The organism is Aeromonas sp. QDB39 (assembly GCF_027707585.1).
Lineage (GTDB): Bacteria > Pseudomonadota > Gammaproteobacteria > Enterobacterales > Aeromonadaceae > Aeromonas > Aeromonas hydrophila.
The window spans coordinates 84,304-98,404 of record NZ_JAPCIV010000004.1 but is presented as its reverse complement, the minus strand read 5'-3'; the positions used below and the strand labels follow the sequence as shown (position 1 = coordinate 98,404).

The window sequence follows — 14,101 nt, the reverse complement described above, 5'->3', positions numbered from 1 at the left end:
CTACCTTGATGATGAACATGAGCATTACTGACAACCTGAAAATTGCCGGTCAATACTGTCTGCCCAAACACGCCCTCTCCCGCCTGGTCGGCAAACTTGCAGCTGCCGAAGCAGGCAACCTCACCACCAGGGTGATCGAGGCCTTTATCAAGCAGTACCAGGTCGACATGAGCGAGGCGCTGCACGAGAGTCCGGCCCACTACAAGAGCTTCAACGAATTCTTCACCCGTGAACTCAAGCCGGGGATCCGCCCCTTGGTCGAGGATGCCATGACCCTGGCGCTACCGGTGGATGGCACCGTCAGCCAGCTCGGTCCGATCCAGCAGGGCCGCATCATCCAGGCCAAGGGCCACGACTACAGCGCCCGCGAGCTGCTGGGCGGCTATGAGGATCTGGTGGCGCCGTTCAAGGATGGCGACTTCGCCACCATCTACCTGGCGCCCAAGGATTATCACCGCATCCACATGCCGCTGGATGGCGTGCTGGAGAGCATGGTGTTCGTGCCGGGGGATCTCTTCTCCGTCAACCCGCTCACCGCCGAGAACGTGCCCAACCTGTTTGCCCGCAACGAGCGGGTGGTCGCCACCTTCCGCACCCCCCACGGCCCCATGGCGCTGGTGCTGGTCGGTGCCACTATCGTGGCCAGCATCGAGACCATCTGGGCCGGCAACATAGCGCCGACCAAAGAGAAGCGCGTCGTGCGCTGGGATTACAGCGGCGACGAAGCCATCACCCTGCAAAAAGGTGCCGAGATGGGCCTGTTCAAGCTGGGCAGTACCGTGGTCTGTCTGTTTGGCCCGGGGATGCTGGCCGGTTTCGAGCCTCATCTGGCCAACGGGGTCACCACCCGCATGGGTCAGCCCTTTGCCAAGCTGGCGGCGCAGGCATGAGCGAGCAGCCCGCCTCCTCGCAGAAGAACAACCCGCTGCACGGGCTGACCCTGGAAGCCATCGTCACCGCCCTGGTCGCGCACTATGGCTGGGAAGAGCTGGGGCAGCAGATCAATATCCGTTGCTTCACCGATAACCCCAGCATCAAGTCCAGCCTGAAGTTCTTGCGCAAGACCCCCTGGGCCAGAGAGAAGGTCGAGAGCCTCTATCTGTACGTCCAGCGCAAGCAGACCAAATCAAAGGAATAACGCCATGGCGTTCAAGATTACCTACACCTACGGCAAAAAAACCAAAGAGATTGGCTACGCCAACGACAAGTTCAACAGCATCTACGATGCCATTGCCGCTGCCGAGGGGATCAACCTGGCCAGCTTCCACGCCATGGAAGAGCAGCTGGCCCAGGTGTGCCGGCGTGACAAGAAGAGCGTGAAGGATTACCGGGAGAACTACTTCAAGGAGCTGGGCTTCTCCAATATCGTCATCGAACGGGACGCCAAGGAGTAAGCATGCGCACCCTGACCCTGATGGCCGCCTCCCTGCTGCTGGCGGCCTGCAGTACCCCGGAACAACATCTGGTTGGCAGTGATCGCGACAGCCATGGCTGCATCGGCAGTGCGGGCTATCAGTGGTCGGCGCTGACCAAGCAGTGTGTGCGGCTGTTCGAGCAGGGCATCCGGCTCAACCCGACCGATGCCGGCCAGACCAGCAGCGCCTTCGTGCTGTTCAACGCCGATCAGAGCCAGGCCGAGCTGACCCTGCCGAGCGGTGAGCAGCACCTGCTCACCCGCCAGGGGGCGGAAGGCAACTGGTCGTGGCAAGGCAGCGGCTACACCCTCTTCCCCTGGAAGGGCTATGTGCTCAAAGCCGGCGAGCAGACGCTGTTTCACGGCGACGTCGCCCGCTAACGCGGCAACCTTCTGAAAGCCCCCGGCCCCGCCGGGGGCTTTTTTATGCATGCCTCGCGCCCCATAAAAAAGCCGCACCCGAGAGGGTGCGGCAAACGGCAGGCAGGGTCACTCATCCACGTCTGGCCAGCAGGGTCCTGGCCGAATCCACCATGGCGATGTAACCACACGCCAGCATCATGATGTCCTTCAGCACCAGCCGCCCCGCTCCCGACAGATAGGGGAAACCGTGGTGGGCATCCCCCAGCGCCGGCACCCAGGTTTCCGGGGTGAACACCAGAAAGCTGAAGGTGACGAAGGGGGTCAGAAACGCCATCAGGGCCCCGATCAATCCCAGCAGGGGAAAACGGAAATTGGCCAGGATCAGCAGGGCGAACACCAGTTCCACCACGCCCAGGCCATGGGAGTAGCCATAGGTGTTGTTCTGCTCGTGCCAGGCCCGGTTTTCCGGCACCAGCTCCCCCTCGTGATTAAGGTGCTGACGATACTGGTCCGGAGTTCATAGAAGAACGACATGAAGGGGCTGTTGGCCACGAAAGGGGTGATGCTGTCCGCCTCGTAGGGGATGAACTTCAAGAGCCCGATCCAGATGAACACGACCCCGACGGCAATCCGGCAGAGGGTCGCGCCCAGACGATCACCACCCGCGAGCACGGCCAGCAAGCGATTGAATATCAACATCCTTACTCCTCAGGGGCCGGCTGCAGCCGGCCCCGCACAGCCTCAGCGATCGATGGCATCCAGCACCCGGGCGGAATAGACCATGGCGGCCCCGGCGTTCATGGCAACGGCGACGCCCAGTGCATCGGCGATCTCCGCACGGCTGGCACCCTGCTTGAGGGCGGCATCGGCATGGACGGCGATGCAGCCATCGCAGCGAGTCGTGACGGCCACCGCCAGCGAGATGAGCTCGCGGGTCTTGCCATCGAGCACGCCGCTCTTGCTGCCGGCGGCCGACAGCTGCTGATAGCCCTTGAGGGTATCCGGGCTCAGGGTGCCCAGCTCCATGACGCGGCCCATCAATTGTTTACGGTATTGATCCCAGTCTTGCATCTTGACTCTCCGGTTTGGCAGAACAGGCCCCTGCCTGCTCGATGAAGCCAGTATTGCATCGAGATGTGAGTCGTTTAATACTTTAAAGACGCAAATAACAGTCAAATAGAATCATGAACCAGATAGACCAGCTGATCAGCCAGGCCGGCATCCAGGGCACGTTCGACGTGCGCTGCCTCTATCGAGGCGGTTTCAGACTGCCCCACGAACAGAGCCCGGCCGGGGTGATGCCGTTCCACCTGCTGATGAAAGGAGAGATCCGGGTCAGCACGGCGCAGGGCGATGACGTGGTCCTGCGACCGGGCGATCTGCTGCTGCTGCCCGGTGGCGAGCCCCATACCATCTGGCGCGAAGGCGACACCCTGACCCTGGCCGAGCCGGGCGACGGGCTGCTGCCGCTAAGGGGCGATGGCGGCGATCAGGTGGAGTTTCTGTGCGGCGAGTACCGCTATCAGGGGCCGCTGCGGCCGCTGTTGCTGGATGCCCTGCCCAGCCCGCTCTGCATCCCGCTGCTCGCCAGCGAGTCGCAACAGGCGCTGAGCCTGGTGCTCAGCCTGATCCACCAGGAGCTGCTGCGCGAACAGCAGGGCTCGGGGGCAGTGCTGACGGCCCTCAGCCAGGTGCTGCTGGCCATGGGGCTGCGGGCCCATGCCAGCGATCCGCACGGGGCGCTCGGGCTGGTCGGTGCCCTGCAGGACCCCAGGCTGGGGGGCTCGCTGCAGGCCATGCTGGCCGATCCGGCTCACCCCTGGAGCGTGGATGAACTGGCGGCGCTGGCCGCCATGTCCCGCGCCACCTATTTTCGCCACTTTCGCCAACGGCTGGGCTGCAGCGTCTGGGAGTTCATGGTGCGGGTGCGGATGGTGCGGGCGGCCGAGCTGCTGCGCCACCCGGATCAGCTCCCCCTCGGCGAGGTGGCGCAGCGGGTCGGCTATCAGTCGGAGGCCTCGTTTGCCAAGGCATTCAAGCAGTCGAGCGGGATGGCACCAGGCCGCTTTCGCCAGCAGGGCTGGCCGGCCCTGCCCGGCTAGCGGCCCACAAACAAAAACCCCGTTGCAGGCAACGGGGTTTTTGCTGGCACTCAGCGCGACTTAATTGCCGAGGGTGGAGAACAGGCTCTGTTCCAGGCTGCCGCGGGAGACGCACACCGGGGTGATGGAGGGTGCCAGTACCCGCTCGCCGGAGGACTCGACGAAGTAGAGCTGGGTGTTGCCCTTGACGTTGACGGTCGCCACGCTGTTGTTGCCGCTCTGGGTGATGATCAGGTTGATCTGCAGGTTGGGGTTGCCCAGTGCGACCTTGGAACCCATGGTACCGCAATCCAGCCACTCCAGACCGTCGGCCGAATTCTCGACGTTGGCGGTCATCAGGCCGGAGCCGCGCTGGCTGTTCTCGATGTTAAGACCGTGATCGCCAAACCACTTCTCGGCACGGGCCCACACCAGATCCACCGGGATCTGCATCTCCTGGGTGTTGTTGGTCGCCTTGGCTACCGGCGGGGTATAGCGGTACTGTTCGCCGCCATTGTTGTCGCTGGCACAACCGGCCATCAACAGGGCCAGTGCTACTCCCACAATCTTTTTCATGCTGCTTCTCTCATCCATATAATCCGGCCATCGGCCGACCGGCGGCTATTATGGCGTCAGCGACACAGACTGTCAGCAGGGATCGGCAGAAATGAGTCAGCCTTAACCCAAGCTTTACAAAACCAGCCTGCTATCATAGATTTGCTCGAAATTTCCCCCGTGAGTGTCTGTGTGAACTCCTTGCTCACCCTGCCCCTGCTGCAGCAGATCATCGACCAGCTACCCATGAATATCTTCTGCCGGGATACGGATGGGCGCTACCTGTTTGCCAACCGCGCCTTCACGGAGCAGGCGGGTCTGCCGCAACCGGCGGATCTCATCGGCAAGACCGATGCCGACATGCCCTGGGGCGACATCTTTCGGGAAGAGGATCTGCACCTGCTGGCGGAGGGTAAACCGCTGCTCTATCAGCAGTTGCACTGCAGCAGCGGCGATGCCACCAGCTGGATGGAGATCCACAAGATCCCGCTCTACGATGCACAAGGCAAACCGGTGGCCCTGTTTGGCATGGTCAATGAAATTGGCCAGCGCAAGGAGCTGGAGCAGACCTTTCGCCAGCAGCAGCTGCTGCAGCGCCGTCTGCTGGACGCCATCCCGGATCCGATCCGGCTGGAAGACCACCAGGGGCTGCTGATCGACTGCAACCAGGCCTTTCTCGACTTCATGGGCATGGTGGCGAGCGAGGCGCTCGGCCAGCGGGTCGCCCACCGCCTCTCCACCGAGCTGCCGATGGGACGCGGTGAATACTGCCTGGTGGACGCCAACGGCCAGGGCCGCCATCTGGAAGTGACCCGGGTCGATGTGCCGGATGACGAGGGCCACTCCCTCGGCATCCTCACCCTGAGCCGCGACATCACCGGGCTGCGCACCACCCAGGCTCAGCTGCAGCAGGAGCAGCACTACGACAGCCTGACCGGCCTGCTCAAGCTCTCCCACTTTCTGCAGACCAGCCGTCATCTCGGTGCCCGCAAGGCGAGCCTGGTGCTGGTCGATTTGCAGCACTTTCGCGAGATCAACGACCGCTTCGGCATCCGGGTCGCCGACCGACTGCTCAATCAGGTGGCCCGCCGCCTGCAACAGCTGGCCCCGCCCCAGTCGCTGGTGTGCCGGGTCGCCGCCGACGACTTTGCCATGCTGCTGCCCGAGCTGAGCGAGCCGCTGACCAGCTGGAGCCGCCGCCTGCAGGGGGCACTGATGGTGCCCTACCAGGTGGAAGAGCACAGGATCCAGATCCCGGTGTTCCTCGGCATCGCCCACGGCAAGGCCAACGACGCCGAACGCCTGCTGAGCCACGCCGAAGCCGCGCTGGCCCAGGGCAAGCGCCAGCAGCAGCACTGCACCCTGTTCGATCCCGAACTCGATGCCAAGCTCAAGCGCCGCCAGCTGATCGCTGCCCAATTGCCGCTGGCCATCAAATCCGGCCAGCTGACTGCAGTCTACCAGCCCATCATCAGCACCCGCACCAGCCAGCTGCACGGGGCCGAGCTGCTCTGCCGCTGGCCCCACCCCGAGCTCGGCATGATCTCGCCGGACGAGTTCATCCCGCTGGCGGAGGAGCTGGGGCTCATCGGCCTGCTCGGCAGCCACATGCTGGAACAGGGCTGTGCCCAGCTGGCCCGCTGGCAGGTGGCGGCGCCGGATCTGGTGCTCTCCATCAACCTGTCGCCGCTGCAATTTCGCGACCCCGAGCTCTGCCCACAGATCTTCGCCTGCATCGAGCGCCACGGGCTCGCCCCCTGGCAGCTGGAGCTGGAGATCACTGAAGGGGTGCTGATGGAGAACGCCGACGAGATTGAGAGCAACCTGGCCAACCTGATCGAGGCGGGCTTTCAGCTTGCCATCGACGACTTCGGCACCGGCTACTGCTCGCTCGCCTATCTGCCCAGGCTGCAGGTGGCCACCCTCAAGCTGGACCGCAGCTTCACTCAGGGGCTGGCCACCAACCAGGCGACCACCGCCATCGTGCGCTCCGTCATCGGGTTGGGCCACGAGCTCGGCATCAAGATCACCGCCGAAGGGGTGGAGACGCAGGAGCAGCAAGCGTGGCTGGTGCAGGCTGGCTGCGATCGGCTGCAGGGCTACCTGTTCAGCCGCCCCCTGCCCCCCGCCGAGTTTGCCCGCAGCTACCAGCTGCCGGAGCAGTAAGCCAGCAACAACAAGGCCACCCGAGGGTGGCCTTGTTGTTTTTGCAAAGCGTGCGTGAGCTGGCTTTTTACTCCTGGAAGTAAGTACCCCAGCCGTCGTAGTCCACGCCGTATTTTTCGAGAATGGGCAGCATCTTGGCGATGTCCGCGACTATGGTCTCGATGTCCAGCTTGCACTCGGTGGTGGCGTCGAAGCAGAAGATGGTAGCGCCGTCATCCAGCTCCATCTCTTCGGCATCGGTCACTTCGAAACCGGCCTTGAACAGGTCGACCGCCGCCTTCTCCAGCAGATCGAAATCCTGGCAGGCAAAGTGGTGCTCAATCTCGTATTCCAGATCCGGGTTGCTGCCATCGGCCAGCAACTCGTTGACGATGGCGGTGGTCTCTTCGCGCCACTCTTGCATATCAAGACTCATATTAACCCCAGATGCGACTGTGTTGATATCAAATGCCCGCGCGGACGGGCGCCGTAGCGGCTGTGCCCCTGCCCCGCAGGCATGGTTGCGGCAAAGCATACCCGCACAGCCACCTTGGCTCAATGCGGCAAGCCAAGATAAGCAGCTGGCGGCGGCCACCCCAAATGGGGTGCCATCACAAAAGGTTAATAAAGCGTAATCTTTTGTCGGGAATGAATTGCTCCATATGGAGCTTCAACGAGACACGGGAAAACCGCACAACCCCCGCAACAAGCCGTTTGAAATCAGCAGGATCCACCAGCACCGCCCCGGTGACAAAGGCCATGGACGAGGTGTATCAAGGGACGCGGGCGGAGCACTGCCCGTACGGAAAGAGGAGCCAGCCAGGCTCCCTTTTTATCATGTGAAGGAGCACATAGATAATGCCTAAAAAAACAATAATGAGCCTGCTTGTCGGCTCAACCCTTATGATTGGAAACCAGGCCATGGCCGCCCCGGTCCACGGTCCGTTCGATGCCCCCTTGGCCGACGAGGTGAAGGTGCTGGAGATGCTCAAGAAGAGCGGCCGCATCCCCACCCTGGCCTCCCCCGAGCAGGAGCAGGCGGCCCTCGCCAGCTACTATCGCGAGAAATCGCGGGCCTATCAGGGCAACAGCGGCACCCTGGCGGTGAAAGAGGGCAAGGTACGCGAGACCATCCTCAAGAAGATCCGCCTCAACGGCACCGCCCGTCCCGGTGATCGGGTGCCCACCCTGCTGCTCAAGGCCATCGAGCGGGAGCACTACCAGGGCCAGATGCGCAAGGACAAGATCCTCGCCATCCTGGTGGACTTCCCCGACTACCCGAAGAACAGCGTGCGCCCCGAGCTCACCAAGATGTACTACCCGGATTACACCCCGGCGCACTATAACGATCTGCTGTTCTCGTCCAAGGGCTATGCCGGCCCGAACGGCGAGCGGTTCATCTCCATGCGCCAGTTCTACGAGCAGCAGTCCGGCCAGAGCTACAGCGTGCGCGGTCAGGTGGCGGGCTGGTATACCGCCGACAAGAACGCGGCCTACTACGGCGCCAACGCTACCCCCAACACCATCCGGGAGCTGGTGAAGGAGGCGCTGATCCAGGTGGCGAACGACCCATCCATCGATCTGGCGCAGTTTGACCAGGAGGATCGCTACGATCTCAACGGCAACGGCAACCGCAACGAGCCGGACGGACTCATCGACCACCTGATGATCTTCCACTCCAGCGTCGGCGAGGAGGCCGGTGGCGGCGATCTCGGCGAAGACGCCATCTGGGCCCATCGCTGGAACCTGGGCGCCCCCTACCCCATCCCCGGCACCAGCAGCCCGAGCCAGAACTTCGGCGGCCAGTTTGCCGCCTACGACTACACCATCCAGCCCATCGATGCGGCGGCCGGGGTCTGTGCCCACGAATATGGCCATGACCTGGGGCTGCCGGACGAGTACGACACCAAGTACACCGGCAAGGGGGAACCGGTGGCAACCTGGTCCATCATGTCCTCCGGCTCCTGGGCCGGGGTCATCGGCGGCACCGAGCCGACCGGGTTCTCCGCCTGGGCCAAGGAGTTCCTGCAGGCCTCCCTCGGCGGCAACTGGCTGCACGGCAGCAACGTGCAGCTCGCCGATCTCAGCCCCCGCGGCAACGTCTACATGCTGGATCAGGCCAACGACAAGGGACGCAACGACGACGTGGTGCGCATCAACCTGCCGGCCAAGCAGATCCCGCTCAACCCGCCCTACGCTGGCCAATTCCAATACCACGGCGGCAAGGGCAACAACCTCGACAACCGCATGAGCCTCAAGCTGGATCTGAGCGGCAAACAGAGCGCCAGCCTCGGCTTCAAGGCCTGGTATCAGATTGAAGAGGGATACGACTACGCCCGGGTGCTGGTCAATGGCCAACCCATCGCGGGCAACCTGACCACCAGCAACGATCCCAACAGGGTGGGCTTTGGGATCGGCATCACCGGCAACTCCAACGGCTGGACCGATGCCGAGTTCGATCTCACCCCCTGGGCCGGTCAGCAGGTCACCCTCACTCTGCAATACCAGAGCGATGGCGGCGTGGCCGAAAACGGGCTGTTCGTGGACGAGCTGCAGATCCTCGCCGATGGCGACACCCTGCTGAGCGACGGGGCCGAGGGCAGTTCTGCCTTTACCCTGGCCGGCTTTGTGAAGAGCAACGGCAACGAGGCCAAGGATCACTACTACCTGGCCGAGTGGCGCAACCACGCCGGGGTGGACAAGGGGCTGGCCCACATCAACGTGGCCGACCAGCTGATGCGCTACGAGCCGGGCATGCTGCTCTGGTACGTGGACAACAGCCAGGCCAACAACTGGGTGGGTGTCCACCCGGGTGAAGGCTTCCTCGGAGTGGTGGATGCGGATCAGCGCACCCTCAAGTGGAGCGACGGCGCCGTGGCCGGCACCCGCTACCAGATCCACGACGCCACCTTCAGCTTGGGCTTCCAGCAACCGCTCAACCTGAAACACCCGAGCGGCTCCCTGCTGCGCGACTTCTGGATCACCCCGAACCGGGTGTTCAAGGATTCCCGCAGCTACCAGAGCAAGGAGATCCCGGATGCCGGTCGCCTGCTGCCCGAATACGGGCTCAAGATCAGCGTCACCGGCCAGGCCCGTGACATGAGCACCGGGCGGATCATCGTCAGCCGCCACTGAGGAGTACCACAGTTGTGACCAGGGGGCCTCAGGCCCCCTTTTTTTATCTGCTGACCTGCCGCCCAGGATGAAAACGGGCCAAACCGCCCAACAAACGCCCTGATTGCTCACTTGTCGAGCGAACAGTCCGACTATCTGCGCCCTGCGGTTGACACATCCGTTCAGAAAGGGTTTAATGCGCGCCGTTGCCCAGATAGCTCAGTCGGTAGAGCAGGGGATTGAAAATCCCCATGACAGTTTCCATACCACAGCTCTGGACAGCACACTCCACAAGGCTTCGCTTTCAATGCGAGGCCTTTTTGTTATGCGTCTCTGGTCAATCTCTGGCAAGGTTGCTCACCGAGCTCGGGATTAATAATCCCCGCCTCCTGCTCTGCTGTTTCATCTGACAACAGATAGCAAAGTACGCCCCCGTCATCTGCAATCATCTCTACCAACTAACAGCATATTCCCTCTTTCGTTATGCCGGTTGTGTCGTGAGCCGAGTTCTCGTTATATTCAGCTCGCCATATGAGCCAAATATGCATTCGATTCGGCCAACAATGCTAGATAGGGTCCACTAGACAATCGCATGTGATGTGAATCTTAAAACTATTAATATGTGCCTTTGCAAAAGCAACTTTATGTTTAATACCCAACTCTGACAAAACTAAAACCAATCTTTCACGATCGGTACAACTCATCTTATTCCCTATAATTATCTTTACCAATGAGCTAGGTTCGTAAGGTATTAATCCAGAGGATTTTGAAATAAAACGAAATTCTTGCTCATTTTCAAAAGGTAAAGGTTTGTGAAAAAAGCATGCATCATAGATGCGCTGCAAATTTTGCCATATAAAATCGACTCCAGGAGGTTTTTCCACCCCCCACGATTCGGATATCAAGTTGTCACTGGATAGCAACATACTATGTTTTTGATATATTATATGTCCAGATTTTTCAATATGCTCATCAAGACAATTTGTTAATTTATCATAATCAAATACTAAACAAAAACCTTGCAAGGCATTCCCATAATGGGCCCACATGAATGGTGACTCCTCAATTGAGGAGTCATCTCCTGACGCCATAGACAGAATTCCTATTTTTTGCAACTCAGAAACATCTGGGATGTCAGACGTAGAAGATATGTAATCGAGCAAACTAAACATTCCTTCCGTTGGATCGTTTAATTTATTTGGTGTTGCAAAAAACAAGCTGAAATTCTTTAAAGCATTAATTGACCAATCATTTACAGTTTGAAACTTATAAAGATTCATCAGCACCCCGCCTAATCTTTGAAAAAATAAACATCAACTTTTGTATTGGTTTTATTGTCATCAATAATTAGCACCTCAGCTCGAAAACCTTGACCCAGCAAACCAAAAACTCTTATCCAATCTTGGGTTAGATTAAGTAACTGACCACAGTTTTCACCTAAAAAATTCTTAAAATGAATAGACCTAAAGTTAAAATCATCAAAGTTTGGTATCGAATCCAAGTAAAGTGTATCCCCCATGGAATATTTGCATTGATATAATTCAGAATCTCCTTTGAAATATGGGTTGGCAGCATAACGGTTATGATAATTATACTCTTTGAACGTCAATCTTAGTTTTTTATTTTTTACAGGTTTGGCGTTTAATAAACTTTCATTCAGTTCTAAGTTATGTGCTGCTCGCTCATTCTCAAGAGTGATCTTTAGCTCTAGTTCATCTATGAAATTTATTTTCATTAGAGGAAGTTTTTCATCATTATATTGAAGCATGAATTCAGCACTTGCCCATTGAGAAAGCTGGTGCTTCAAGCCTTCATCAGCCTCAGCAATTTTACCCACTCCGCCACTTGTATGTGGTCGATATAATGCTTGCCTTTTATTGTCTTTTGATGCCCAGAATGGAATAGGTTTATTTAATTCACAATGAGCAAGATTGAAAAAATCAATATCTATGAAGTTGGGCAGCCATTCGTCAGGATTGCTAATTAATACACTTTTAAATTTTTTATACAATTCAATTAGCATCGAGGTATCATTTTTAGTCGCGTGAGCGGGGGACGATATTTCAAACTGTGCACAAGCATCAATAAGACTAAGAGCTTTAAATCGCTTCAACTTAAATTTAATGGCACTCATTAAGCAAATGCCACTTGTTTCCATTTCTATATATTTTCGTATCAGCTTCGGATTTGCCGAGCTTAATAGTAATGCTTTTAAGTTAAATTCAAGATTATACGAAACAATTCTTTTCCCATTAAGGATGGACAGTATTGTAGACTCTTCCTCTGTATATAAAGGAGCATTAATTAAATCAATATCAGATATTTTATGAACCGCGTAGGCACTGTTGCTAATTATTGTCTTTTGCGGTTTGAATCGATTATGATAAACAACTCCATTTATATTCCGTATACATAGCTCAATGACTTCTGGTTTATCTAGACTTGTTGTTTCTATATCGATAAACAGGCATTCTGAAAGTGGCGTGCTGATAATTAATGATGAATGCATATTGATTCCTGTCGCAGCGATCAAGGGTAAAGATGATAACATTGGAGTTATGGAAGGTGAAAATAAGTCGTCAAGAATAAAGCCGCACCATTCTGGATATTTGAATTTAAATAACTTAGGCTTTCAGTTTCATTGTGGAGGATGTTTATTCTTCCCCTCCCTAGCACCTGAGCAACATTTTCAGGATTCTCAAATTTTCCCTGCATAACCCACCTATAAAAACTATCCGGCGAATATTCCTCAACAGCCGAAATAGAGCAAATCCGAAGAGGATATGTCAACCTTTTTGATGGCTGAACGTAGTTGCTAACGCATAACCCCCTAGCCAACCAAGGCTAGGGGGTTAACATCATCCAATCAGCGCCAGAATCTCTGCCAATCGCTTCTTGGCCTTCACGCACTGAAACAAACGGCGGCAGGTTCGTAACTCTTCAGGATACCGCTGCGGATAGCTCCTGATGGCAGGAATTAGCTCTGGGATTATGCGCACAATCAGCCTTCCCAACTGTACCTTCTCTTTGCGCGTTGCCAGTCGCCGTTTGAGTTTGTATGCGTAGAATCGGTCTCCAATAAAGACATCATCCAACTCAGCACCAAATATAGATCTCAATGCACGATTAATCCTCTCCTCAAATGAATTCAAATCGAACTTTTCACGATGATCACGACTTACGAGCTCATTGACATGATAAACGTTTGTTTTATTGATAATCAGGTTTAATAAATTAATCATGCTTATCTCCTTTCAAGATACGAGTAATGGTTCCCCATACCTGATCAACAATATCTTCATTCACCTATCAACGCAGTGCTCATGTTGTCATCGTCAGTTATAATCTACGACTCCAGTTCAAGAATGTAAATAGGCTTTCTCAATTATTAATTCTCACCCATATATTCTCGCGCGCGCGAGAATAACTCTATGTGAAATATATGTGATTAATATTTAAATATATACCAAATGCCGAATCATCTATCAACTTAAACATATATAAATCCTTTGATATCCAATAGCCATTTCGGCTATTTAAATTCAAAGGAGAGATATCCATGTCTGAACTTTCATTGTTCGATGCCATTGGCGAAGGCAAAAACGCGACTCAGGATTATCTGGATACCCTGTCGCGAGCACTGCTGCGCCATCATCAGCTGGTCAAAGCCATCCGCATCCACGGTCGTTATGTACCGGAATCGTTGCCAATGCCCGGTCTGCCGGTACTGGTTGCCATCTTCAGTCACACCAACACTTACACCTTGCACCAACTGCCCTCTAATCAGATAGGGCAGTTGGTGCTATCGATAGCTCGCTTTTCCGGTCAGGCCATCCACGACCTGGACAACGGCATTTTTGAAGAGATCTGGAATATGGGTGACAGCAGCTTTACCACGGACAGCGCCGAGCAGGCCGTCTACTGGTTGCCGTTACCGGAGCGCTGGATTGCTCTGGAGGGCACACAAGTGGCGCTGCACGATAAAGACCATCCGGTGTTCAAGTTGCTCAGCGTCACCGCCCGGAACTCTGGTCCGGTCCTGGATATCTGCGATGGCGTGGTCAGTCTGGCGCTGGAGTCAGACTGGGATGGGGAGTGGGCCGCATGACCGAGATAAACCGCTCCTCGCTACTCGCCAAGCTCAAACACATCAAGGGCATGAAGCTGCTGGTTGAGCAGGCCGTCTTGCTCTACCTGTTGATGGCCGACGAGCAGACGCCTGTGTGGGTCAAGACCATCGTGGTCAGCGCACTCGCCTATTTGCTCTGTCCGGTCGATGCCGTACCGGACTTTATCCCCGGCGTGGGTCTCACCGATGACCTGGGGGTCATTAGCGGTGCCATTGCCTCGTTAGGCAGTCATATCCATCAAGGTCATCGCAGCAAAGCGGCTGACTTCTTCAAGTAATCCCTTCAGAAGGAATTTCATC

At 56.7% G+C, this 14,101-nt stretch carries 17 protein-coding genes; 9 read left to right on the top strand and 8 right to left on the bottom strand.

Annotated features, from left to right (window positions below):
- Positions 1 to 17: 17 nt before the first annotated feature.
- Genes asd through PG899_RS03575 form a run of 4 tightly spaced genes read left to right on the top strand, consistent with a single transcriptional unit; the run spans position 18 to position 1,795 of the window.
- Positions 18 to 890, top strand: coding sequence for an archaetidylserine decarboxylase (asd, locus tag PG899_RS03590; RefSeq protein ID WP_017410933.1), 873 nt, complete (start codon positions 18 to 20; stop codon positions 888 to 890).
- Positions 887 to 1,138 (top strand): VF530 family DNA-binding protein, encoded by a 252-nt coding sequence (locus tag PG899_RS03585; RefSeq protein WP_077098124.1) that lies wholly within the window; start codon positions 887 to 889, stop codon positions 1,136 to 1,138. The genes asd and PG899_RS03585 overlap by 4 nt, the downstream gene beginning before the upstream one ends.
- 4 nt (positions 1,139 to 1,142) lie before the next feature.
- The gene (locus PG899_RS03580) at positions 1,143 to 1,394 is read left to right on the top strand and encodes a DUF2960 domain-containing protein (protein WP_011707214.1); all 252 of its coding nucleotides are present in this window, start codon (positions 1,143 to 1,145) and stop codon (positions 1,392 to 1,394) included.
- 2 nt (positions 1,395 to 1,396) lie between these two features.
- Positions 1,397 to 1,795 carry a hypothetical protein gene (locus tag PG899_RS03575; RefSeq protein ID WP_029304354.1) on the top strand — a complete coding sequence of 133 codons (399 nt, stop codon included), beginning with the start codon at positions 1,397 to 1,399 and terminating at the stop codon, positions 1,793 to 1,795.
- A 112-nt stretch (positions 1,796 to 1,907) separates the two neighbouring features.
- Here the strand turns inward: PG899_RS03575 and PG899_RS03570 are convergent, their stop codons facing one another.
- Genes PG899_RS03570 through PG899_RS03560 form a run of 3 tightly spaced genes read right to left on the bottom strand, consistent with a single transcriptional unit; the run spans position 1,908 to position 2,848 of the window.
- Positions 1,908 to 2,249 carry a DUF417 family protein gene (locus PG899_RS03570; protein ID WP_270697013.1) on the bottom strand — a complete coding sequence of 114 codons (342 nt, stop codon included), beginning with the start codon at positions 2,247 to 2,249 and terminating at the stop codon, positions 1,908 to 1,910.
- Positions 2,159 to 2,476, bottom strand: a complete 318-nt coding sequence (locus PG899_RS03565; protein ID WP_270697011.1) for a DUF417 family protein — start codon at positions 2,474 to 2,476, stop codon at positions 2,159 to 2,161. The genes PG899_RS03570 and PG899_RS03565 overlap by 91 nt, the downstream gene beginning before the upstream one ends.
- 42 nt (positions 2,477 to 2,518) lie before the next feature.
- A complete protein-coding gene (locus PG899_RS03560) occupies positions 2,519 to 2,848 on the bottom strand; it encodes a carboxymuconolactone decarboxylase family protein (RefSeq protein ID WP_017410929.1) in 330 nt (109 codons plus the stop codon).
- A gap of 113 nt (positions 2,849 to 2,961) precedes the next feature.
- Here PG899_RS03560 and PG899_RS03555 point away from each other — a divergent pair, with 113 nt between their 5' ends.
- Positions 2,962 to 3,879 (top strand): AraC family transcriptional regulator, encoded by a 918-nt coding sequence (locus PG899_RS03555; protein WP_077098126.1) that lies wholly within the window; start codon positions 2,962 to 2,964, stop codon positions 3,877 to 3,879.
- A gap of 60 nt (positions 3,880 to 3,939) precedes the next feature.
- On the opposite strand, the gene PG899_RS03550 is transcribed toward PG899_RS03555, so the two are convergent.
- On the bottom strand, positions 3,940 to 4,434 hold the full coding sequence (locus PG899_RS03550) for a hypothetical protein (RefSeq protein WP_017410927.1): 495 nt from the start codon (positions 4,432 to 4,434) through the stop codon (positions 3,940 to 3,942).
- A gap of 171 nt (positions 4,435 to 4,605) precedes the next feature.
- Here PG899_RS03550 and PG899_RS03545 point away from each other — a divergent pair, with 171 nt between their 5' ends.
- Positions 4,606 to 6,579 carry a putative bifunctional diguanylate cyclase/phosphodiesterase gene (locus PG899_RS03545; RefSeq protein ID WP_077098128.1) on the top strand — a complete coding sequence of 658 codons (1,974 nt, stop codon included), beginning with the start codon at positions 4,606 to 4,608 and terminating at the stop codon, positions 6,577 to 6,579.
- Between the two features lie 67 nt (positions 6,580 to 6,646).
- Here the strand turns inward: PG899_RS03545 and rraB are convergent, their stop codons facing one another.
- Positions 6,647 to 6,994 carry a ribonuclease E inhibitor RraB gene (gene rraB / locus PG899_RS03540; protein WP_076360509.1) on the bottom strand — a complete coding sequence of 116 codons (348 nt, stop codon included), beginning with the start codon at positions 6,992 to 6,994 and terminating at the stop codon, positions 6,647 to 6,649.
- 485 nt (positions 6,995 to 7,479) lie between these two features.
- Between rraB and PG899_RS03535 the strand changes: the two genes are divergently transcribed.
- Positions 7,480 to 9,693 (top strand): immune inhibitor A domain-containing protein, encoded by a 2,214-nt coding sequence (locus tag PG899_RS03535; protein WP_252410993.1) that lies wholly within the window; start codon positions 7,480 to 7,482, stop codon positions 9,691 to 9,693.
- 545 nt (positions 9,694 to 10,238) lie between these two features.
- Here PG899_RS03535 and PG899_RS03530 read toward each other — a convergent pair.
- From PG899_RS03530 to PG899_RS03520, 3 genes are all read right to left on the bottom strand, one after another.
- On the bottom strand, positions 10,239 to 10,952 hold the full coding sequence (locus PG899_RS03530; RefSeq protein ID WP_226031398.1) for a DUF2971 domain-containing protein: 714 nt from the start codon (positions 10,950 to 10,952) through the stop codon (positions 10,239 to 10,241).
- Positions 10,953 to 10,963: 11 nt separating this feature from the next.
- Positions 10,964 to 12,181 (bottom strand): 3'-5' exonuclease, encoded by a 1,218-nt coding sequence (locus PG899_RS03525; protein WP_226031397.1) that lies wholly within the window; start codon positions 12,179 to 12,181, stop codon positions 10,964 to 10,966.
- 349 nt (positions 12,182 to 12,530) lie between these two features.
- Positions 12,531 to 12,914 carry a hypothetical protein gene (locus PG899_RS03520; protein ID WP_226031396.1) on the bottom strand — a complete coding sequence of 128 codons (384 nt, stop codon included), beginning with the start codon at positions 12,912 to 12,914 and terminating at the stop codon, positions 12,531 to 12,533.
- A gap of 317 nt (positions 12,915 to 13,231) precedes the next feature.
- Between PG899_RS03520 and PG899_RS03515 the strand changes: the two genes are divergently transcribed.
- Entirely contained in the window at positions 13,232 to 13,780 is a 549-nt protein-coding gene (locus PG899_RS03515) for a hypothetical protein (protein WP_226031395.1), read from the top strand.
- Positions 13,777 to 14,079 carry a YkvA family protein gene (locus PG899_RS03510; protein WP_029304363.1) on the top strand — a complete coding sequence of 101 codons (303 nt, stop codon included), beginning with the start codon at positions 13,777 to 13,779 and terminating at the stop codon, positions 14,077 to 14,079. The genes PG899_RS03515 and PG899_RS03510 overlap by 4 nt, the downstream gene beginning before the upstream one ends.
- Positions 14,080 to 14,101 lie beyond the last annotated feature (22 nt).

What these genes read in the sequence shown, in the direction of transcription:
- PG899_RS03530 (WP_226031398.1), bottom strand. Translation starts at nt 10,952, where the DNA reads ATGAATCTTTATAAGTTTCAAACTGTAAATGATTGGTCAATTAATGCT.
- asd (WP_017410933.1), top strand. Translation starts at nt 18, where the DNA reads ATGAGCATTACTGACAACCTGAAAATTGCCGGTCAATACTGTCTGCCC.
- PG899_RS03510 (WP_029304363.1), top strand. Translation starts at nt 13,777, where the DNA reads ATGACCGAGATAAACCGCTCCTCGCTACTCGCCAAGCTCAAACACATC.
- PG899_RS03535 (WP_252410993.1), top strand. Translation starts at nt 7,480, where the DNA reads ATGGCCGCCCCGGTCCACGGTCCGTTCGATGCCCCCTTGGCCGACGAG.
- rraB (WP_076360509.1), bottom strand. Translation starts at nt 6,994, where the DNA reads ATGAGTCTTGATATGCAAGAGTGGCGCGAAGAGACCACCGCCATCGTC.
- PG899_RS03575 (WP_029304354.1), top strand. Translation starts at nt 1,397, where the DNA reads ATGCGCACCCTGACCCTGATGGCCGCCTCCCTGCTGCTGGCGGCCTGC.
- PG899_RS03585 (WP_077098124.1), top strand. Translation starts at nt 887, where the DNA reads ATGAGCGAGCAGCCCGCCTCCTCGCAGAAGAACAACCCGCTGCACGGG.
- PG899_RS03550 (WP_017410927.1), bottom strand. Translation starts at nt 4,434, where the DNA reads ATGAAAAAGATTGTGGGAGTAGCACTGGCCCTGTTGATGGCCGGTTGT.
- PG899_RS03555 (WP_077098126.1), top strand. Translation starts at nt 2,962, where the DNA reads ATGAACCAGATAGACCAGCTGATCAGCCAGGCCGGCATCCAGGGCACG.
- PG899_RS03520 (WP_226031396.1), bottom strand. Translation starts at nt 12,914, where the DNA reads ATGATTAATTTATTAAACCTGATTATCAATAAAACAAACGTTTATCAT.
- PG899_RS03565 (WP_270697011.1), bottom strand. Translation starts at nt 2,476, where the DNA reads ATGTTGATATTCAATCGCTTGCTGGCCGTGCTCGCGGGTGGTGATCGT.
- PG899_RS03525 (WP_226031397.1), bottom strand. Translation starts at nt 12,181, where the DNA reads ATGCATTCATCATTAATTATCAGCACGCCACTTTCAGAATGCCTGTTT.
- PG899_RS03515 (WP_226031395.1), top strand. Translation starts at nt 13,232, where the DNA reads ATGTCTGAACTTTCATTGTTCGATGCCATTGGCGAAGGCAAAAACGCG.
- PG899_RS03580 (WP_011707214.1), top strand. Translation starts at nt 1,143, where the DNA reads ATGGCGTTCAAGATTACCTACACCTACGGCAAAAAAACCAAAGAGATT.
- PG899_RS03560 (WP_017410929.1), bottom strand. Translation starts at nt 2,848, where the DNA reads ATGCAAGACTGGGATCAATACCGTAAACAATTGATGGGCCGCGTCATG.